The 19,085-nt window shown below is 55.4% G+C and carries 20 protein-coding genes; 11 read left to right on the top strand and 9 right to left on the bottom strand.

Features of this window, described 5'->3' with window-relative positions:
* The first annotated feature begins 100 nt into the window (after positions 1-100).
* On the top strand, positions 101-1,135 hold the full coding sequence (locus tag O3S68_RS06885) for a MerR family transcriptional regulator (RefSeq protein WP_269231107.1): 1,035 nt from the start codon (positions 101-103) through the stop codon (positions 1,133-1,135).
* On the opposite strand, the gene dauA is transcribed toward O3S68_RS06885, so the two are convergent.
* The 4 genes from dauA to lolB form a co-directional block, all read right to left on the bottom strand.
* Entirely contained in the window at positions 1,136-2,815 is a 1,680-nt protein-coding gene (dauA, locus tag O3S68_RS06880; RefSeq protein ID WP_269231106.1) for a C4-dicarboxylic acid transporter DauA, read from the bottom strand. It lies immediately after the preceding gene.
* A 108-nt stretch (positions 2,816-2,923) separates the two neighbouring features.
* Positions 2,924-3,871, bottom strand: a complete 948-nt coding sequence (prs, locus tag O3S68_RS06875) for a ribose-phosphate diphosphokinase (protein WP_017457137.1) — start codon at positions 3,869-3,871, stop codon at positions 2,924-2,926.
* Between the two features lie 125 nt (positions 3,872-3,996).
* Positions 3,997-4,863 carry a 4-(cytidine 5'-diphospho)-2-C-methyl-D-erythritol kinase gene (ispE, locus tag O3S68_RS06870; protein WP_269231105.1) on the bottom strand — a complete coding sequence of 289 codons (867 nt, stop codon included), beginning with the start codon at positions 4,861-4,863 and terminating at the stop codon, positions 3,997-3,999.
* Complete coding sequence (gene lolB, locus O3S68_RS06865) at positions 4,860-5,480, bottom strand: lipoprotein insertase outer membrane protein LolB (RefSeq protein ID WP_269231104.1); 621 nt, start codon at positions 5,478-5,480, stop codon at positions 4,860-4,862. Before lolB ends, ispE begins: the two co-directional genes overlap by 4 nt.
* A 198-nt stretch (positions 5,481-5,678) precedes the next feature.
* On the opposite strand from lolB, the gene hemA reads away from it, so the two are divergent.
* The 7 genes from hemA to tnpA all read left to right on the top strand — a co-directional run bounded on the left by hemA (position 5,679) and on the right by tnpA (position 11,633).
* The gene (hemA, locus tag O3S68_RS06860; RefSeq protein ID WP_045513513.1) at positions 5,679-6,935 is read left to right on the top strand and encodes a glutamyl-tRNA reductase; all 1,257 of its coding nucleotides are present in this window, start codon (positions 5,679-5,681) and stop codon (positions 6,933-6,935) included.
* A gap of 39 nt (positions 6,936-6,974) precedes the next feature.
* On the top strand, positions 6,975-8,057 hold the full coding sequence (gene prfA, locus O3S68_RS06855; RefSeq protein ID WP_016495807.1) for a peptide chain release factor 1: 1,083 nt from the start codon (positions 6,975-6,977) through the stop codon (positions 8,055-8,057).
* On the top strand, positions 8,057-8,896 hold the full coding sequence (prmC, locus tag O3S68_RS06850) for a peptide chain release factor N(5)-glutamine methyltransferase (RefSeq protein WP_269231103.1): 840 nt from the start codon (positions 8,057-8,059) through the stop codon (positions 8,894-8,896). The genes prfA and prmC overlap by 1 nt, the downstream gene beginning before the upstream one ends.
* 6 nt (positions 8,897-8,902) lie before the next feature.
* Positions 8,903-9,295 carry an invasion regulator SirB2 gene (sirB2, locus tag O3S68_RS06845; RefSeq protein ID WP_016495809.1) on the top strand — a complete coding sequence of 131 codons (393 nt, stop codon included), beginning with the start codon at positions 8,903-8,905 and terminating at the stop codon, positions 9,293-9,295.
* Between the two features lie 3 nt (positions 9,296-9,298).
* Positions 9,299-10,108, top strand: coding sequence for an invasion regulator SirB1 (gene sirB1 / locus O3S68_RS06840; protein WP_269231102.1), 810 nt, complete (start codon positions 9,299-9,301; stop codon positions 10,106-10,108).
* A 36-nt stretch (positions 10,109-10,144) separates the two neighbouring features.
* Positions 10,145-10,996 carry a 3-deoxy-8-phosphooctulonate synthase gene (kdsA, locus tag O3S68_RS06835; protein WP_016495811.1) on the top strand — a complete coding sequence of 284 codons (852 nt, stop codon included), beginning with the start codon at positions 10,145-10,147 and terminating at the stop codon, positions 10,994-10,996.
* A 178-nt stretch (positions 10,997-11,174) separates the two neighbouring features.
* Complete coding sequence (gene tnpA, locus O3S68_RS06830; RefSeq protein ID WP_269231101.1) at positions 11,175-11,633, top strand: IS200/IS605 family transposase; 459 nt, start codon at positions 11,175-11,177, stop codon at positions 11,631-11,633.
* Positions 11,634-11,750: 117 nt separating this feature from the next.
* Here tnpA and chaA read toward each other — a convergent pair whose 3' ends face one another.
* Positions 11,751-12,851, bottom strand: coding sequence for a sodium-potassium/proton antiporter ChaA (gene chaA, locus O3S68_RS06825; protein ID WP_016495812.1), 1,101 nt, complete (start codon positions 12,849-12,851; stop codon positions 11,751-11,753).
* Positions 12,852-13,125: 274 nt separating this feature from the next.
* Between chaA and chaB the strand changes: the two genes are divergently transcribed.
* Positions 13,126-13,356: a putative cation transport regulator ChaB gene (gene chaB, locus O3S68_RS06820; protein ID WP_269231100.1), complete on the top strand. Its 231-nt coding sequence runs from the start codon at positions 13,126-13,128 to the stop codon at positions 13,354-13,356.
* A gap of 171 nt (positions 13,357-13,527) precedes the next feature.
* Positions 13,528-14,226: a gamma-glutamylcyclotransferase gene (locus tag O3S68_RS06815; protein ID WP_269231099.1), complete on the top strand. Its 699-nt coding sequence runs from the start codon at positions 13,528-13,530 to the stop codon at positions 14,224-14,226.
* Positions 14,227-14,235: 9 nt separating this feature from the next.
* Here O3S68_RS06815 and O3S68_RS06810 read toward each other — a convergent pair whose 3' ends face one another.
* From O3S68_RS06810 to O3S68_RS06795, 4 genes are all read right to left on the bottom strand, one after another.
* Complete coding sequence (locus O3S68_RS06810) at positions 14,236-14,481, bottom strand: DUF1883 domain-containing protein (RefSeq protein ID WP_016495815.1); 246 nt, start codon at positions 14,479-14,481, stop codon at positions 14,236-14,238.
* 215 nt (positions 14,482-14,696) lie between these two features.
* A complete protein-coding gene (locus O3S68_RS06805) occupies positions 14,697-16,481 on the bottom strand; it encodes a methyl-accepting chemotaxis protein (RefSeq protein WP_045513506.1) in 1,785 nt (594 codons plus the stop codon).
* A gap of 107 nt (positions 16,482-16,588) precedes the next feature.
* Positions 16,589-16,942: a DsrE/DsrF/TusD sulfur relay family protein gene (locus O3S68_RS06800; protein ID WP_269231098.1), complete on the bottom strand. Its 354-nt coding sequence runs from the start codon at positions 16,940-16,942 to the stop codon at positions 16,589-16,591.
* A gap of 78 nt (positions 16,943-17,020) precedes the next feature.
* Positions 17,021-17,569, bottom strand: coding sequence for a YbhB/YbcL family Raf kinase inhibitor-like protein (locus tag O3S68_RS06795; RefSeq protein WP_269231097.1), 549 nt, complete (start codon positions 17,567-17,569; stop codon positions 17,021-17,023).
* Between the two features lie 145 nt (positions 17,570-17,714).
* Between O3S68_RS06795 and O3S68_RS06790 the strand changes: the two genes are divergently transcribed.
* The gene (locus O3S68_RS06790) at positions 17,715-19,085 is read left to right on the top strand and encodes a YchO/YchP family invasin (protein WP_016495819.1); all 1,371 of its coding nucleotides are present in this window, start codon (positions 17,715-17,717) and stop codon (positions 19,083-19,085) included.

The raw sequence follows: 19,085 nt of genomic DNA, 5'->3' as shown, positions 1-19,085 counted from the left end.
ATAACGGTTCCTGCGGGAGCCGTTTTTTTTTGGCTTTTTTCTTGACCCTCACGTAACGTGAGGCCCGATAGTCCAGTCTGTGGGCGAGAAAGGAGCAGATATGTTGATTCAGGTGGGGGAGTTAGCGCGACGTGCGGGGATCAGTGTGCGTACGTTGCACCACTACGAGCAAATCGGTTTGCTGTTGCCTTCTGCCCGAAGCGCCGCCGGATACCGGCTTTATGCGCTCGCTGATGTCAAACGCCTGCATATGATTCAGGCGCTGGCGAAAGCGGGTATGGAACTGGCGGCAATCGGGGATTATCTGGCGCGGGAAACGCGTCCGCTGGCGGAATTACTGGATGACCAAATCATGCTGCTCGACAAGCAAATGCGCAATATTGTCACTCTGCGCGAACAGCTTGCGGTGTTGCGTGATGGTCTCGCCAGCGGCGTGGAGCCCGATCTGGAGTCCTGGCTACGGACCCTGGAGTTAATGAAAATGTACGATCGTTGGTTTAGTCCGCAAGAGTTACAGGAATTACCGTTTGCCTCGCGCGATGAGGCTCGCGAACGATTCTGGGCGCAAATGGTGAGCGAAGTGCAAACCCTTTTAGCGCAGAAGTGCCCGGTGGATGATCCGCGCGCGATGGAGCTGGCAACCCGCTGGATGACGCGGCTGGAGCAGGATACTGCCAACAAACCGGAGTTTCTGACCCGCTTAAATGAGATGCACCGCGTGGAGCCCCAAATGCGTGAGCAAACAGGCATTACGCAGGAAGCGGTCGATTTTATTACCCACAGTTTTGCGGAAAGCAAGCTCGCTATCTGGCAGCGTTATTTGTCTGCGCAAGAGATGGCGTTTACCCGGGCGCACTATTTTGACCGCATGATGGAGTGGCCGCCGCTGGTGGCGAAACTGCATACCGCTCAACGTCAGGCAGTAGATCCAGAGTCTGACGAAGCGCAGGCGCTGGCCGCTAACTGGCTGGAGCTGTTCCAGTCTTATGCTGGAACCGATCCGCAAACGCAGCAAAAATTCCGCAGGGCGATGCAACAGGAGCCGCATCTGATGAAGGGAACCTGGATGACGCCCGACGTGCTGCAATGGCTACAACGGGCGATCGAGGTGATGATGCGCCGCCGCGCATCATGATTACAGGTCGGCTAAGGCCGCATCACGGTTAGGGAAGAACGACAGACGGCCAGGGATTGGCTGTATACCCGCGCGTGCCAGCGTGCGTAGCGGCTGGAACTCAAGGTTGCTGACGCGCAGTTCAGTACCCTGCGGCAGGCGGTTGACGAAACGACGGAAAGCATCCAGCCCGCCTGCATCCAGCACCGGCACCGCATCCCATTTCAGCACCACAATGCGCTTCCCGGCGATACGGGTTTCCAGATCGCTGAACACATTTTCTGCAGCAGCAAAGAACAGCGGGCCGATCACGCGTAGCACCAGCACATCATCCGGTACGCTGACGTTTACCACGGCCAGGCGAGTCATCCGCGCGATACGGCGCATAAAAAGCAGCGACGCGAGCACAATCCCTACGCTGATGGCGATCACCATATCGAACAACACGGTCAGTGACATGCAAATCAGCATCACCACAATGTCATCCACCGGCGCGCGGCGCAGCAGATCGATCACTTTGTGCGCTTCACTCATATTCCACGCCACCATCAGCAACAGCGCCGCCATGGCAGACAGCGGCAGCCAGGAGAGCAGGGGAGCCAGCGCCAGTAACGCCATGATCACTAACAGTGAGTGAACCACCGCCGAAATGGGTGACGTGGCCCCGGCACGGACGTTGGCCGCCGAACGGGCAATCGCTGCGGTCGCGGTGATCCCACCGAAGAACGGTGCGGCGATATTGCCCAGCCCCTGGCCAATCAGCTCGCTGTTGGCTTTATGTTTGGTGCCGGTCATACCGTCCAGCACGACAGCGCACAGCAGCGATTCGATAGCACCAAGCATTGCCATAGAAAATGCCGCAGGCAGCAACGCGCGCAGCGAATCCCAGCTCAGGGTAAATTCAGAACCAGGCAGATCCCACGGCAGCACCAGTTGCGGCAGAAGTTGCGGGATGCCGTTGCCCTGCGAACCATCTGCCAGTATGTAGTGAAATTGTGAACCGATGGTCGCGACGTGACCGCCGAGCAGATTGACCACCAGCATCACCGCGCAGCCCGCCAGCAGCGCGGGCAGATGCCCCGGTAGACGTAAACGCAGGCGCGGCCACAGCACCAGCGTGGCGAGGGTGACAATACCAATCGCCGCATCACCCGGATTGACTGTCGGCAGTGCCATCACCAGCGCGCCGACTTTTTGCAGATAGTGTTCCGGCACATGCGGCATTTGCAGGCCGAGAAAATCTTTTATCTGCATGGTGGCGATGGTAATGCCGATCCCGGAAGTGAAACCGAGCGTCACAGAAAGCGGAATGTATTCAATTAACCGACCAAAGCGCGCCAGCCCGAAGAGGATCAGAAACACACCGGACATCAGCGTCGCTACCAGCAGGCCCGACAGACCAAACTGCTGCGAAACCGGGTACAGGATCACCACGAAGGCGGCCGTCGGACCGGAAACGCTGTAGCGTGAACCGCCGCTCAGGGCAATAACAATCCCGGCAACCGCCGATGTATAAAGCCCGTATTGCGGTGCCACGCCGCTGCCGATCGCCAGCGCCATCGCCAGCGGGATAGCGATAATACCAACCGTTATCCCGGCAATCAGATCGCGGGTGAAACGGGCAGTGGTGTATTTTTCTTTCCAGCACGCGTCGATTAGCGCGCGAAAAGGCATGACATGAGGTGAGAACAATCTGTTCACAATGGTCTGGCGTCCCCTGGAAATCATTCGATAACTAATTAATAAATCATACAAATAATATTTAAAGCTAAAAAAACCCGCCTGAGCGGGTTTTTTATACAACAACGATTAATGTTCGAACATGGCGGAAATCGATTCTTCGTTACTGATACGACGGATAGCTTCAGCCAGCATGCCAGACAGCGTCAGCGTACGTACGTTCGGCAGCGCTTTGATCTCATCACTCAGCGGAATGGTGTCGCAGACAACCACTTCGTCGATCACAGAGTTGCGCAGGTTATTTACCGCATTACCGGAGAAAATCGGGTGAGTGGCATAGGCGAACACGCGTTTCGCACCACGCTCTTTCAGCGCTTCTGCTGCTTTACACAGCGTACCGCCGGTATCGATCATGTCGTCAACCAGGACGCAGTCGCGGTTTGCCACGTCACCGATGATGTGCATCACCTGGGAGACGTTAGCGCGCGGACGGCGTTTATCAATGATCGCCATATCGGTATCGTTCAGCAGCTTGGCAATCGCACGGGCGCGAACGACGCCACCGATATCCGGGGAAACCACAATCGGGTTGTCCAGATTCAGTTGCAGCATATCTTCAAGCAGGATTGGGCTACCGAATACGTTATCTACCGGTACATCGAAGAAGCCCTGAATCTGTTCAGCATGCAGGTCAACGGTCAGTACACGGTCAACGCCGACGCTTGAGAGGAAATCGGCAACCACTTTTGCGGTAATCGGTACACGGGCGGAGCGCACGCGGCGATCCTGACGGGCATAGCCAAAGTAAGGAATGACCGCGGTGATACGACCTGCGGAAGCACGGCGCAGGGCATCAACCATCACAACCAATTCCATCAGGTTGTCGTTGGTAGGGGCACAAGTGGACTGGATGATGAAAATATCACCACCGCGTACATTTTCATTGATTTGTACGCTGACTTCGCCGTCGCTAAAGCGACCTACGGCGGCGTCGCCGAGAGAAGTGTACAGGCGGTTGGCAATACGTTGTGCTAGTTCCGGGGTAGCGTTACCAGCAAAAAGCTTCATATCAGGCACGAGAAGAACCTCAGGCATGCGTCCAGTGGTGGATAGAATCGGCCAAAATGTGCGGTCAGGGCTGAATTCTATCCATGCGGTGTATTAAAGAGCGCGGTGCAACGTCTGGAACAGGTGTGACGTTGTCACCGGAGCTCAGCTTGCCCGGCGATGGTCTGCGCTAGCGGCGAGAGGTTGACGCCTCGCGCGACAAAACCGTGCAGCCATTCCGGGGCTTGCTCAAGCACCTGACGAGCGGCGGATTCGGTGTCAAATTCGGAAAAGACACAGGCTCCTGTGCCAGTCAGGCGCGACGGCGCGTATTCTAACAGCCAGGAAAGCGCGGCATCAACCTCGCGAAAACGTTTTCTTGCGATAACCTCGCAATCGTTGCCGAATTCACATTTTAATAACGTATCAATTGACCTTTGCGGCGTATTTCTCGGCAGCTCGGGATCTTTGAAAATTACCGGCGTGGGAATGCTGACGCCAGGGTGCGCCACCAGATACCATTTTTCCGGCGGATTGACCGGGGTGAGGATTTCGCCAACCCCTTCGGCGAAAGCCGCGTGACCGCGGACAAACACCGGCACATCGGCACCCAGTCGCAGGCCGAGTTCGGCTAACTCATCGACGCTCAGCTTACAGCCCCACAGATGGTTGAGGGCGACCAGCACGGTGGCAGCATTCGACGACCCGCCGCCGAGCCCGCCGCCCATTGGCAGACGTTTGTCGATAGCGATCTCTGCGCCGCTATCCGCAGGCAGACGACCGCTTTGCGCCGCGCGCTGCATGAGCAGACGTGCGGCGCGTACAATCAGATTCTCTTCATTCGGCACGCCTTCGACCGGTGTTAGCAGGCGGATCTCTCCATCGCGGCGCGGTTCAATGCTCAGCGTGTCGCCATAATCAAGAAACTGAAACAGGGTTTGCAGCGTGTGGTAGCCATCGGCGCGCTGGCCGGTAATGTATAAAAACAGGTTGAGTTTCGCCGGAGCGGGCCAGGTCGTCATTTGGCAATCCAGTTGTCCATTTTCAGCTTGATGCGCTGTTTGCCGTCGCTCAGCTCCATATTGGCCGGCAGGGAGGGCTGGCTGTTGTCATACCCGCCATATACCACTTTCCAGTTTTTGCCGCCCTGGCTGTAATTCAGCTCGCTCAGGCGGTATTGCGCATCGAGTTTATAATCGGTGGCATCGCTTGGCAGACCAAGGATCCACTGGCGCAGGCTGTTAAGTGGGATCGGCATGCCGGTCAGTTTGCCAATCATCTCTTCGGCATCATCGGCGGTATACCGTTTGCCTTTGTTGTCCACCAGTTGCACGTTACCCGGCTGGGCGTTCAGTTCCAGTTCGGTGCTGCCCAGCGGGTTGGTCAGCAACAGACGATAGCGATCCTGACCGGTTTGCTGCCAGAAAAAACGGGCATACACTTTTTGCTCGTCAGATATATAAGCGAATGCGCCGCGCGTCTGATACTGATTCAAGCTGCGCACCTGTTGCTGATGTTCGCGCCACTGTGGCGAATCCGGGCTTTGTCCCGGCCCTTTTGGCGCATTGAGCGTACAAGCGGTTAACACGAGGCTTGCCAGCGGCAGCAGGCGAATAAAACGGAAGTCTGGCAGAGTCATAACGAGGGGAAATCCTTGCGAGGTTGCAGTATTACGCTTAATGCTAGCGCCGCTCTGAAACAGCGTCTACGTTCAAGTTGTCTTAAATCATTAAATTACCAATTACTCCGAAAGGGTAGTGTCTCTTTTATTGACCTCACTCATCCTGTATGATGCGTACAGTCTAACCTTATCAACGTTGGTACTATTCCCGCGCTCATGACCCTTTTAGCACTTGGCATCAATCACAAAACGGCTCCCGTTTCGTTGCGAGAACGCATTGCATTTTCGCCGGAAACGCTTGACCAGGCGTTGGAAAGCCTGCTGTCACAGCCGATGGTGCAAGGCGGTGTGGTACTGTCAACCTGCAACCGTACCGAGCTCTATCTGAGCGTTGAAGAGCGGGACAACCTGCAAGAAGCGCTGGTGCGCTGGCTGTGTGATTATCACCATTTGCGTGAAGACGAAGTGCGCCAGAGCCTCTACTGGCACCAGGATAATGACGCCGTCAGCCATTTAATGCGTGTGGCGAGCGGGCTGGATTCGTTGGTTCTCGGCGAGCCGCAAATCTTAGGCCAGGTGAAAAAGGCCTTTGCCGATTCCCGGCGTGGTCATGACAACGCCAGCGATCTGGAGCGCATGTTCCAGAAATCATTCTCCGTCGCCAAGCGTGTGCGCACGGAAACCGATATTGGCGCCAGTGCGGTATCGGTCGCTTTCGCCGCCTGTACGCTGGCGCGGCAAATCTTCGAATCCCTTGCGTCGGTGACCGTGCTGTTAGTGGGCGCGGGCGAAACCATTGAGCTGGTTGCGCGCCACCTGCGCGAGCATAAAGTGCAGAAAATGATCATCGCCAACCGTACGCGTGAACGCGCGCAGGTGCTGGCGGATGAGGTCGGTGCGGAAGTCATTGCTTTAAGCGATATTGATGAGCGCCTGAAAGATGCTGATATCGTGATCAGTTCCACCGCCAGCCCGCTGCCAATTATTGGTAAAGGAATGATGGAACGCGCGATGAAAGCGCGGCGTAATCAGCCTGTTTTGCTGGTGGATATCGCCGTGCCGCGCGATGTCGAGCCGGAAGTGGGCAAAGTGGCGAACGCCTATCTCTATAGCGTCGACGATCTGCAAAGTATTATTCAGCACAACCTGGCGCAGCGTAAAGCCGCTGCGGTGCAGGCGGAAACCATCGTCGCCCAGGAAACCAGTGAATTTATGGCCTGGCTGCGTGCGCAAAGCGCCAGCGAGACCATTCGCGAATACCGCAGCCAGTCTGAAACGGCACGCGATGAACTGACTGCCAAAGCGCTTGCCGCGCTGGAGCAGGGCGGCGATCCGCAAGCTATCATGCAAGATCTGGCGTGGAAACTGACCAACCGCCTTATCCACGCCCCAACCAAATCTCTTCAGCAGGCCGCCCGTGACGGGGACGATGAGCGCCTGCATATTCTGCGCAACAGCCTCGGGCTGGATTAGCACAACACTCTCTTATTATTAAAAGGTGCATTTACGCCTATGAAGCCTTCTATCGTTGCCAAACTGGAAGCCCTGCATGAGCGCCATGAAGAAGTTCAGGCGCTGCTCGGTGACGCGCAAACCATCGCCGACCAGGATAAATTCCGTGCGCTGTCGCGCGAATACGCACAACTGAGCGATGTGTCGCGCTGTTTTACTGACTGGCAACAGGTTCAGGAAGATATCGAAACCGCGCAGATGATGCTCGACGACCCGGAAATGCGCGACCTGGCGCAGGATGAACTGCGCGACGCGAAAGAAAAAGGCGAGCAACTTGAGCAGCAATTGCAGCTGTTGCTGCTGCCGAAAGATCCTGATGATGAACGTAACGCGTTTGTCGAAGTTCGCGCCGGAACCGGGGGCGACGAAGCTGCGCTGTTTGCCGGCGATTTGTTCCGTATGTACAGCCGTTATGCCGAATCCCGCCGCTGGCGCGTCGAGATCATGAGCGCCAACGAAGGTGAGCACGGCGGTTTTAAAGAAGTGATCGCCAAAATTAGCGGCGAGGGCGTTTACGGACGTCTGAAATTTGAATCCGGCGGACATCGCGTCCAGCGCGTTCCGGCGACGGAATCGCAGGGTCGTATTCATACGTCTGCCTGCACCGTGGCCGTGATGCCGGAGCTGCCGGAAGCCGAAATGCCGGATATCAACCCGGCCGATCTGCGTATTGATACCTTCCGCTCTTCCGGCGCTGGCGGTCAGCACGTTAACACCACCGATTCCGCAATCCGTATTACCCACCTGCCGACCGGGATTGTGGTCGAGTGCCAGGATGAACGCTCGCAGCATAAAAACAAAGCGAAAGCCTTGTCAGTGCTCGGCGCGCGCATCCACGCCGCAGAAGCCGCGAAACGCCAGCAGGCAGAAGCCTCAACACGGCGTAACCTGCTGGGCAGCGGCGATCGCAGCGACCGTAACCGCACCTATAACTTCCCGCAGGGTCGTGTGACCGATCACCGTATCAACGTCACGCTGTACCGCCTTGACGAAGTGATGGAAGGCAAGCTGGATATGCTGATAGAACCGATTGTGCAGGAATACCAGGCCGACCAGCTGGCGGCGCTCTCCGAGCAGGACTAATGGATTATCAACAGTGGTTGCGCCAGGCGATAAGTGAGCTGGCAGCGAGCGAAAGCCCGCGCCGCGATGCGGAGATCTTATTGGGCTTTGTCACTGGCAAATCGCGTACGTTCATTCTCGCGTTTGGGGAAACCTTGCTTGATGCCGGACAGCAGCAACAGCTGGCGACATTACTGGCTCGTCGTGTGAATGGCGAGCCGGTGGCGCATCTGATTGGCGTACGGGAGTTCTGGTCACTGCCGCTGTTTGTCTCGCCGGCAACCCTTATTCCGCGCCCCGACACCGAGTGCCTGGTAGAGCAGGCGCTGGCGCGCCTTCCTTCCTCACCGTGTCGCATTCTCGATTTAGGCACCGGCACTGGCGCCATCGCGCTGGCGCTGGCGAGCGAGCGCCCGGACTGCAACGTCACGGCGGTCGATCTGATCCCGGATGCGGTGGCGCTGGCACAACGTAACGCCGCACATCTTAACATCACCAATATTGAAATCCTGCAAAGCCGCTGGTTTAGCGCGCTTGAAGGGCAGCAATTTGCCATGATTGTCAGCAATCCACCTTACATTGATGAGCATGATCCGCATCTTGCGCAGGGCGATGTGCGTTTTGAACCGCTCAGTGCGCTGGTGGCGGCCAACAACGGACTGGCAGATTTACACACCATCATTGACGCTGCCCGCCAGCATGTGTTGCCCGGCGGCTGGCTGCTGCTGGAACATGGCTGGCAACAGGGCGCAGATGTTCGCGCTATCTTCGAACATTATGGCTGGCAGCACGTGGCAACGTGCCGGGATTACGGTGATAACGAACGCCTGACGCTGGGGCAATGGCCTTTACAGGAGTAACGGGCAATGAATGCTTTTAAGCTGCTGATTACATTGCATTTGACCTCTGTGGCGCTCACCGTTAGCCTGTTTGTTTTACGCTACTGGTGGCGTTGGTCGGGCGATCCGCGTATTAACGCCCGCTGGGTGCGGGTGGTGCCGCACACGGTGGATACCGTGCTGCTGCTCAGCGGCGCGGGTTTGATGTGGGTGACAGGCTATTTGCCATTTACGGTTAAAGGCGCATGGCTGACTGAAAAGCTGTTTGGCGTTATCATCTACATCGTTTTGGGTTTTATTGCGCTGGGGCGACATCGCCCGCGCAGCCAGCAAACAGGTTTTATCGCTTTCTTGCTGGGGCTGGTGGTGCTGTACATCATCATTAAACTCGCCGCCACAAAAGTACCGATACTGGGGTAAGACATGAGATCGTTAGCTGATTTCGAATTTAACAAAGCGCCGTTATGCGACGGGATGATCCTTGTTTCCGAGCTGATTCGCGATGACTTTCCTTCGCAATATGTGCAAGACGAACTGGAGCGGTTGCTCAGTCTGGCACGTGAGGAGATAGGTCAGGCAAAGCCTCAGGACTGGCAACTGGAAAAACTCGTTGAGCTGTTTTACGGCGAATGGGGTTTTAAAGATACGCGCGGCGTGTACCGTTTATCTGACGCGCTGTGGCTGGATAAAGTGCTGCAAAACCGTCAGGGTAGCGCGGTATCGCTGGGCGCGATTTTACTGTGGGTCGCCGGTCAGCTGGATATTCCCCTGACGCCGGTGATTTTCCCGACTCAGCTCATCCTGCGTGCCGAATGGCTGGATGGTGAAATGTGGCTGATCAACCCATTTAACGGCGACACGCTGGATGAACACACGCTGGAAGTGTGGCTGAAAGGCAATATCAGCCCGGTGGCCGAGCTGTTTAACGAAGATCTCGATGAGGCCGAAAACGCCGAAGTGATCCGCAAATTACTGGATACACTGAAGTCGGCGCTGATGGAAGAGCAGCAGATGGAACTGGCGTTGCGCGCCAGTGAAGCGCTGTTGCAGTTCAATCCCGAAGATCCGTATGAAATCCGCGATCGCGGTCTGATTTATGCGCAGCTGGATTGTGACCATGTGGCGCTGAATGATTTGAACTACTTTGTAGAGCAGTGTCCTGAGGATCCGATAAGTGAAATGATCCGCGCGCAAATCAATTCGATTGCGCACAAGCAGATTACCCTGCATTAAAGATTTGTTCCGATTCACACTCGATAAGGCGATTTTATGAAACAAAAAGTGGTCAGCATTGGCGACATTAACGTCGCGAACGACCTGCCGTTTGTACTGTTTGGTGGTATGAACGTGCTGGAATCCCGCGATTTGGCAATGCGCATTTGCGAACACTACGTCACCGTGACCCAGAAACTGGGTATCCCGTACGTGTTCAAAGCCTCTTTTGATAAAGCCAACCGTTCTTCCATCAAGTCCTACCGTGGACCGGGTCTGGAAGAGGGGATGAAAATCTTCCAGGAACTGAAACAGACCTTTGGCGTGAAAGTGATCACCGACGTGCATGAAGCGTCGCAGGCGCAGCCGGTGGCTGATGTGGTGGATGTGATCCAGTTGCCTGCGTTCCTCGCGCGTCAGACCGATCTGGTTGAAGCGATGGCGAAAACGGGCGCGGTCATCAACGTGAAAAAACCGCAGTTTGTCAGCCCGGGCCAGATGGGCAATATCGTGGATAAATTCCACGAAGGCGGCAACGATAAAGTGATCCTCTGCGATCGCGGCGCGAACTTCGGCTATGACAACCTGGTGGTCGACATGCTGGGCTTCGGCGTAATGAAGAAAGTCTCCAACAACTCGCCGGTGATTTTCGATGTCACCCACGCGTTGCAGTGCCGCGACCCGTTCGGCGCGGCGTCTGGCGGTCGTCGTGCTCAGGTTACTGAACTGGCGCGTGCCGGGATGGCAACCGGTCTGGCAGGGCTGTTTATTGAAGCTCACCCGGATCCGGATAACGCAAAATGCGACGGCCCGTCCGCGCTGCCGCTGGATAAACTGGAGCCGTTCTTAAAACAGATCAAAGCGATTGATGATCTGGTGAAAAGCTTCGACGAACTCGATACCGAGTAAGCATAAAAAACCCCGCGAGTGCGGGGTTTTTTGTTGTCCATAGAAAACCCTCAGCTAGGCTGGGGGTTCCGGAAAGCTTTCAGCTTTAAGCCAGTTATTAAAACCCCTTTTGATTTGTTAAAACACCTTGCGGTCTGGCAACTGCAAAAGTTCAACAAGAAATCAAAAGGGGGTCCCAATGGGGGACGAAAGGAGCTTAGCGCACACCCGATGGAACTGTAAATATCACATAGTTTTTGCGCCCAAATACCGAAGGCAGGCGTTCTACGGAGAGAAACGTCTGGCGATAGGCAGCATTTTAAGAAAGCTGTGTGAGTGGAAAAATGTACGGATTCTGGAAGTTGAATGCTGTGCAGATCATATCCATATGCTTGTGGAAATCCCGCCCAAAATGAGCGTATCCGGCTTTATGGGATATCTGAAAGGAAAAAGCAGTTTGATGCTTTATGAGCAGTTTGGAGATCTGAAATTCAAATACAGGAACAGGGAGTTCTGGTGCCGGGGATACTACGTAGATACGGTAGGGAAGAACACGGCAAAGATACAGGAATACATAAAGCATCAGCTTGAAGAGGATAAAATGGGCGAGCAGTTATCGATCCCTTATCCGGGCAGCCCGTTTACGGGCCGTAAGTAACGAAGTTTGATGCAAATGTCAGATCGTATGCGCCTGTTAGGGCGCAGCTGGTAACAGCGCCTTACAGGCGTATCTGAAAAACCTCCGGCTATGCCGGAGGATATTTATTTCTGCCTGTCAGGCAAATATTGTCATCAGATAGGCTGCGAACAGCGCCAGGTGCGCCGCGCCATTAAGCACGTTGGTTCGCCCGGTAGAGAACGAGATTTGGCACAGCAGCAGCGAGGCGACCATGACAATCATTTCCGGCGCGCCCAGGCCGAACACCAGGTCATTACCGGTTAGCCACGCAATCAGCGTCACAACCGGGACGGTGAGGGAAATCGTTGCCAGTACCGAGCCAAAGAACAGGTTCATTGCGCGCTGTACCTGATTATTCAGCACCGCTTTTAACGCCCCTAATCCTTCCGGCGAGAGGATCAACAGCGCCACCAGGAAACCGGTAAATGCCACCGGCGCATTCATTTCTGTCAGCAGCGCTTCCAGCGGCGTCGCATTCATTTTCGTCACGGCAATGACCGCAACCAGATGGATAATCAGCCACAGCGTGTGCCACAGATTTCCGTGCGCGGAAGGTTTGCCGTGGTGCGGATCGTCATCATCGCCTTCGTCTTCATGTTCATAGACGAACAAGCTCTGGTGCGTTTTGGTCTGGATAAGCAAAAATACGCCGTACATGGCCGCTGAGATCAACGCCACCAGCAGCGACTGACCAATTGTAAAATTGGCCTGCGGCAGTGCCATCGGAAACACCAGCACGATAATCGCCAGCGGAAACAGCGCTATCAGATACTGTTTAATGCCAAACAGATTCATATATTGCGTGGCGAACTTACGCCCGCCCAGCAACAGCGAAAAGCCCACCAGACCGCCAGTGACAATCATGATGATGGAATAGAGCGTGTCACGCATAAGCGTTGGCGCGGCGTCGCCGGTGGCCATCAATGCGGAAATCAGGCTGACTTCGAGGATAACCACCGACAGACTGAGGATCAGCGATCCATAGGGCTCGCCAAGCCGGTGGGCAAGCACGTCGGCATGGCGTACCACGCTAAACGCGCTGGATAAGATACCAACCAGTGCTAACAAATTAATGCCGATAACCGCTGGTAGTGACTGCGAACCTCCCCAGAAAAGCAGCACTGCCAGCGCCAGCACCGGGAAAATAAGGGATGTCTCCTTGTGGCGGGTTTTCACCGCCTCGTGCGTTGTTGTCATTATGATGCTCCATCACAGTGCAGGTGTTTGCGAATTATAGATAGAAAAAGAACGGGTCATAAAATAACAAAAATCACTGTTTTGCTGGGCTTTTTTACGTAGTTTTACCCTCAGCGCTTCGTTTTGTTATCAACTAAATAAAATGCACGCTCTCATTTAATTTCTATTTATCTTACAGTGAGATAAGTGTGACAATCTGGCAATCTGTTACTTTTTCTGGCGTGCCCGCTATTTGTCGTCCAGGCTTACTTCTTTAAGCCAAAAGGAGCGTGAAATGCCGTATAAAGCGAAGTCCGATCTGCCAGAGAGCGTGCAACATGTCCTGCCGGCGCATGCGCAGGAAATTTATAAAGAGGCGTTTAACAGCGCCTGGGAGCAATATAAGGACAAAGACGATCGCAAAGAGGATGCCAGCCGCGAGGAGACGGCGCACCGCGTTGCCTGGGCGGCAGTAAAAAACGATTACCAGAAAGGTGACGATGACAAATGGCATAAAAAGAAGTAACGCACTGAAATAATTACTTTTCGCCATTTATAGCTCTATTCGATGGATTGACGCTATTGCCAGCGGCCTGTGAATTGCATAAGGTCGTAGTAAGCTGCGCTTAAAGCAGCATATGCCGGGAAGGCAGCAGTTGAGCAGTCGCACGGAAGCAGGCAGTGGCGGAGGTAAAAGATGTTAACGCGTGATTTTTTGCGAACAGCAGATTGCAAAACGGCATTCGGCGATATTGACGAATCGTTACTTTGGTCGGCGGAACAGCGCGCGGCATCGCTTGCGGCGACGCTGGCATGTCGGCCGGACGATGGCCCGGTGTGGATTTTTGGTTATGGTTCGCTGATGTGGAACCCGGCGCTGGAGTTTGACGAATCCTGCACCGGTACGCTGACAGGGTGGCACCGCGCGTTTTGTCTGCGCTTAACCGCTGGTCGCGGCACCGCCTGCCAGCCTGGTCGCATGCTGGCGCTTAAAGAGGGCGGGCGTACCACGGGCGTGGCGTACCGTTTATCCGACGACACCTTGCTTGATGAGCTGACGCTGCTGTGGAAACGCGAAATGATCACCGGCTGTTACATGCCAAGCTGGTGCAAACTGGCGCTTGATGATGGCCGCACGGTAAATGCGCTGGTGTTTATTATGGATCCGCGCCACCCGCTGTATGAATCCGATACGCGTGCGCAGACCATCGCCCCGTTGATTGCCGCCGCCAGCGGCCCGCTCGGTACGAATGCGCAGTATCTTTTTTCACTGGAACAGGAGCTGATGAAGCTCGGTATGCAGGATGATTGCCTGAACGATCTGGTAGGGAAAGTGCGTTTGCTGCTGGAGGGAGAAAAACCAGGCCCGGAGATGCAGCCTGGTTTTGCCTGCTAACCGCAACCGTTAAGCGGCGACGTAGCTGATCGAGTGCTCCAGCGACTGGCTGTGGCTGTCGATCAGCACACTCCAGACGCCGCTGTATGGCACAGCCAGATAGGCGCTTGCGCGATTCTGCACACTCAGAATATCCGTTTGAGCGTTCGGCGTTCGGCTCTTCTCGCTCATCAAATGAATGTGACAACTTTCGGAACAACGAACAACTACTGTATCCCCACCAAACAACTTCAGACTTGCTTTTACCACCGCCATTTTTAACCCCGTAGTTTTTTAACAACGCGATCCGTGCGGGAAAGATCCCCGTGCGTGACTTTGTTCACAATTCACTCAGTGCATAACACCAAACGGAGGGGGTTCGAATGCTGATTTTGATCAAATAATGACGTAACGATTAAACAAAAATTACATTATTCGGCAGGGGAAGAAGACGGCGCGTAAAACCGTGGTTAAAACGCGCCGATAAAAAATTAAATGCGGAAATGACCGGCAGTTTCAGCAAGCTCCGTCGCCTGCGAGCGCAGCGCGCCTGCGGCGGCGGTCGATTCAACCACCAGTTCCGCGTTTTGCTGCACCATACGGTCAAGATCTAGCACCGCATGGTTAATTTCCTGAATGCCTTTCATCTGCTCGCTGGTGGCGACGGAGATTTCACGCATGATCACCGACACACTGTCGATGCTGGCGACAATATCCGTCATGCTGTCGCCCGCGAGGCGGACAAAGCGTGAACCGGTCGCCACGCTTTCGGTGGTGGAGTCGATCAGCGTTTTGATCTCTTTCGCCGCTTGTGCACTGCGGCTTGCCAGATTACGCACCTCACCGGCGACCACCGCGAAACCGCGACCCTGTTCACCCGCACGGGCAGCTTCAACCGAGGCGTTGAGCGCCAGGATATTGGTCTGGAAAGCAATGCCGTCAATCACGCTGGTGATATCGCCGATTTTTGCCGAAGCCACTTCAATCGACTGCATCGTATTGATCGCTTGCGTTACTACCTGACCGCCGCGCGACGCCGCTTGCGAAGCCACATGCGCCTGATCGTTGGCCTGTGCTGCGGCGTCGGTAGACTGCGCCACCGATGCTGTGATTTGCTCGACCGCACTGGCCGTTTCGCGCAGGCTGGAGGCCGCTTGTTCGGTTCGCCCGGAGAGATCCTGGTTGCCAGCGGCAATCTGTTGCGCGGCCACTTGTACCGAATTGCTGGAATCGCGCAGTTTAATCATTACCACTGAAAGTTTGTCGCTGAAGGCGTTAAAGGCATGCGCTATTTGTGACACCTCGTCATGACCATCCACCGGTAAGCGCTGGGAGAGATCGTTGGTGCCGCTGCTGATCGCGTTCATGGCATCGCGCACCGTCAAGAGGCGTTTGAGCAGGGTGGCGACAATCCAGTGCATCAATGTACCGGCAATCAGCACCAGCACAATCAGCGACAGCGCAGAGGCTTTCAGTTGCGCGCGCAACCCGGCGGTAGAATCAGCGCTGTCAAGCGCCACCGCCAGCAGCCAGTTGGTGCCTTTGACCGGGCTTGCCAGCAGTGCTTTATCTTCGCCGGCATACACACCTTCCACCCGTTTTCCAGCCCGTAACTGTTCGAAGCTGACCCCGCCAATCGCTTCGCTGAAGGGCTTCATGGTCAGTTTGTCGTTGGCGGCGGCAATCACCGAACCATCGCTTGCCAGCAACATGCCGGTGCTGTTCGGTGTTGGGCTGATACCGCGCACGTTAGCCACCACGCTATCCATCGAGACGTCGCCTGCGACCACGGCTTTTAACGTACCGTTCTCTTTGACCGGGACGGCGAACGTTACCACCAGCGCACCGGTGCTGGCGTCAACATAAGGCGCAGTGACGACAGGCGCGTCGGCTTTTACCACTTGCTGATACCACGGACGGATTGTCGGGTCGTAATCCGCCGGGACGCCGCCCGGATCGGAGAATTTCGCCGTTTTCGTGGCGTAACCGACATAAACGTTGATAAACCCACCGGCGCGTGCGATCTGCGTGAAAACCGGCACGGGATCGTCGGTTAACGCCACGCTTTGCAAAGAGGCAATCATGTTCATTTTGCTGGCGACCCAGTCGGCAATCGCAATACTGTGACTGGCGCTGGTGCTGGAGAGAATATCCTGCTGGGTTTGTTGGCTGTGCTGGCTGGTTACCTGATAGTTAATGATGGTGTTAAGCAGCAAAGCGCCGGCGAGACACCCCGCCGTTGCTGCAATAATACGGGACTTAATCGATCTGAACATAGTTATAGTACCTGCTGTGTTGTCTTAAAGGGCTATCGGCAACACAGCAGGCAAACTTGATGACGTAACGCCACCCATAAGAAAAAAATATTAAACTCGCCGCAATATTAAAACGTTAATACTTTGTCGGCCGCCAGCGTCCACTGCGCCAGCTCCACCAGCGTGCCGATCTCCACACCGTCAATCAGCGGCAACGCGGTAATGCCGCGCCCGTCGGTGCAGGTTTTACACAGTTTCACCGGTATATTTTGCGCCGTCAGAATTTCCAGCATCTGCTGAATGTTGTAGCCCTCAGCGGGTTTTTGTCCGCGCAACCCGGCGGTTACTGCGTCGGACATCAAAAACAGCCGCAGTTCAGTGTCGCTACTCTGCTCACGCAGCGCGATGGCCAGCCGTAAGCTATTGAACAGCGACTCACTGCCGTACGCCGCGCCATTGGCGATAATCACGATCTTTTGCATCTTCACTCCTTCGATAAACAGGGTTCGTGGCGTTTATGCTACTGCGCCGCAGCGACAGGCGAAAGGCAGTCACAACAATTACTGACCAAAGCGACCGATAAGCCCGGTGGCGGCAAGCGTGTGACCTTTCAGTTTTGCGAATAACTCTTCACGCGTCAGCCCTTCGGGCAGCGTTGGTTTAAGCGACGTGGCGATCAGGGTAAAGGTGTAATGATGCGCGCCGCTGCCCAGAGGCGGGCACGGGCCATGCCAGCGCAGATTCCCCGGTGTGTTCTTGCCGCCCGTATAGCCTTTGCCATCACGCAGATCGTTTTGCGCAAAGCCCGTGCTGGACGGGGCGATGTTATAAGCCACAAGGTGCGTTACGCCCAGCCCGGTCGCGCCTTCAGGATCGTGCACCACCAGCGCGTAACTCTGCGTATTGGCAGGCGGGTTGTTCCACACCAGCGACGGCGAATAATTTTCGCCGGTACAGTTCGGATTATTGCTGGCGTTACCAGCGAATTTTTTCTCCATTAAGGCGTTATCGGCAAATGCGGAAGATTGCAGGGTAAACAGCTCGCTGGCGCCGGCCTGCGAGGCATAAAACAGGATCGCACTACACAAAATTTTATGCTTAGTGTTCATGTCAGCTCTCCGGTAAGGGGTGCATTAACTGTAGCTGCAGCGAAGCGCAGGGATAAGGTTTTTCCTGGTATTTTGTCTGCGGCTGTAAAGCCCTGGCAAAACCGTTAAACTTACCGGTATGAATTATCCTCTCCTTACACTTCTGATGCTGTCACTGATAAGCGGCGTCGCCAGTGCCCGGCAGAATAGCTTCGTACAGCAAGCAGAAAACCCCTTTGATAATGACGGCGATGGTTTGCCGGACCTTGGCATGGCTGCGGAAAATGGTGCGCAGGAAAAGCATTTCGCCGAGATGGCGAAAGCGTTCGGCGAAGCCAGTATGAATGATAACGGCCTGACCACCGGCGAGCAGGCGCGGCAGTTTGCTTTCGGACAACTGCGCGATGTCGTCAGTGATGAAGTGAATCAGCAAGTGGAGTCCTGGCTTTCGCCGTGGGGCAGCGCCAGCGTGGATTTCAAAGTGGATAATGAAGGCGGGTTCACCGGCAGCCACGGCGACTGGTTTGTGCCATTGCAGGATAATAATCGCTATCTCAGCTGGAGCCAGCTTGGACTGACGCAGCAGGATGCCGGGCTGGTGGGAAATGTTGGCGTCGGTCAGCGCTGGATCGCTGGCGACTGGCTGCTCGGCTACAACACCTTTTACGATAATCTGCTTGATGACAATCTTGGTCGCGCCGGGCTGGGCGCTGAGGCCTGGGGCGAGTACTTACGCTTTTCAGCAAACTACTACCAGCCGGTAAACAGCTGGGAGTACCAGACCGCCACGCTGCAACAGCGTATGGCGCGGGGCTACGATGTTACGGCGCAGGCGCGATTGCCGTTTTATCAGCAACTCAATACCAGCGTCAGCGTCGAGCAATATTTCGGCAACAGCGTTGATCTGTTTGACACCGGTACCGGCTATCACAACCCGGTGGCGGTGAAGCTGGGGGTGAATTACACGCCGGTCCCGCTGGTGACGCTGACCGCCGAACACCGCCAGGGGGAGAGTGGGGTTAGTCAGAACGATTTAGGGCTGAAAGTGAATTATCGCTTTGGTGTACCCCTGTGGAAGCAGCTCTCTGCCAGCGAGGTGGCAGAGAGCCGTTCGCTACGGGGTAGCCGCTATGACAGCCCGACGCGCAACAATGCCCCGGTTTTCGAATATCGCCAGCGTAAAACGTTATCGGTATTTCTCGCCACGCCGCCGTGGGATTTACAGCCGGGTGAGACGGTGGCGCTGAAACTGCAAATTAACAGCACGCACGGTGTACGTTCGATAACCTGGCAGGGCGATACGCAGGCGTTAAGCCTCACGCCGCCAGCCAATGGGCGCAGCAGCGATGGCTGGACACTGATTATGCCGCGCTGGGATAGCGCAGAAGGTGCCACCAACCGCTGGACGTTGTCGGCACTGGTGGAAGACGATAAAGGGCAGCGCGTTGAATCGAACACTATCGAACTGAAGCTGACGGAGCCGGTGATCCCGCCAGCGGAAAACAGTAATACGGGCTGGACGCTACCAGACCCGTAA

The organism is Kosakonia sp. SOY2 (genome assembly GCF_027109175.1).
Lineage (GTDB): Bacteria > Pseudomonadota > Gammaproteobacteria > Enterobacterales > Enterobacteriaceae > Kosakonia.
The sequence above is the reverse complement of the archived record's forward strand: the minus strand, read 5'-3'. Positions and strand labels throughout refer to the sequence as shown.

Bases quoted from the DNA above. Each gene is read 5' to 3' on its own strand.
- O3S68_RS06800 (WP_269231098.1), bottom strand. From the start codon at position 16,942: ATGCAAAAGATCGTGATTATCGCCAATGGCGCGGCGTACGGCAGTGAG.
- O3S68_RS06790 (WP_016495819.1), top strand. From the start codon at position 17,715: ATGCTGTCACTGATAAGCGGCGTCGCCAGTGCCCGGCAGAATAGCTTC.
- chaB (WP_269231100.1), top strand. From the start codon at position 13,126: ATGCCGTATAAAGCGAAGTCCGATCTGCCAGAGAGCGTGCAACATGTC.
- sirB2 (WP_016495809.1), top strand. From the start codon at position 8,903: ATGAATGCTTTTAAGCTGCTGATTACATTGCATTTGACCTCTGTGGCG.
- O3S68_RS06805 (WP_045513506.1), bottom strand. From the start codon at position 16,481: ATGTTCAGATCGATTAAGTCCCGTATTATTGCAGCAACGGCGGGGTGT.
- O3S68_RS06810 (WP_016495815.1), bottom strand. From the start codon at position 14,481: ATGGCGGTGGTAAAAGCAAGTCTGAAGTTGTTTGGTGGGGATACAGTA.
- hemA (WP_045513513.1), top strand. From the start codon at position 5,679: ATGACCCTTTTAGCACTTGGCATCAATCACAAAACGGCTCCCGTTTCG.
- sirB1 (WP_269231102.1), top strand. From the start codon at position 9,299: ATGAGATCGTTAGCTGATTTCGAATTTAACAAAGCGCCGTTATGCGAC.
- prmC (WP_269231103.1), top strand. From the start codon at position 8,057: ATGGATTATCAACAGTGGTTGCGCCAGGCGATAAGTGAGCTGGCAGCG.
- O3S68_RS06885 (WP_269231107.1), top strand. From the start codon at position 101: ATGTTGATTCAGGTGGGGGAGTTAGCGCGACGTGCGGGGATCAGTGTG.
- chaA (WP_016495812.1), bottom strand. From the start codon at position 12,851: ATGACAACAACGCACGAGGCGGTGAAAACCCGCCACAAGGAGACATCC.
- tnpA (WP_269231101.1), top strand. From the start codon at position 11,175: ATGGGGGACGAAAGGAGCTTAGCGCACACCCGATGGAACTGTAAATAT.
- ispE (WP_269231105.1), bottom strand. From the start codon at position 4,863: ATGACGACCTGGCCCGCTCCGGCGAAACTCAACCTGTTTTTATACATT.
- O3S68_RS06795 (WP_269231097.1), bottom strand. From the start codon at position 17,569: ATGAACACTAAGCATAAAATTTTGTGTAGTGCGATCCTGTTTTATGCC.
- kdsA (WP_016495811.1), top strand. From the start codon at position 10,145: ATGAAACAAAAAGTGGTCAGCATTGGCGACATTAACGTCGCGAACGAC.
- O3S68_RS06815 (WP_269231099.1), top strand. From the start codon at position 13,528: ATGTTAACGCGTGATTTTTTGCGAACAGCAGATTGCAAAACGGCATTC.
- lolB (WP_269231104.1), bottom strand. From the start codon at position 5,480: ATGACTCTGCCAGACTTCCGTTTTATTCGCCTGCTGCCGCTGGCAAGC.
- prfA (WP_016495807.1), top strand. From the start codon at position 6,975: ATGAAGCCTTCTATCGTTGCCAAACTGGAAGCCCTGCATGAGCGCCAT.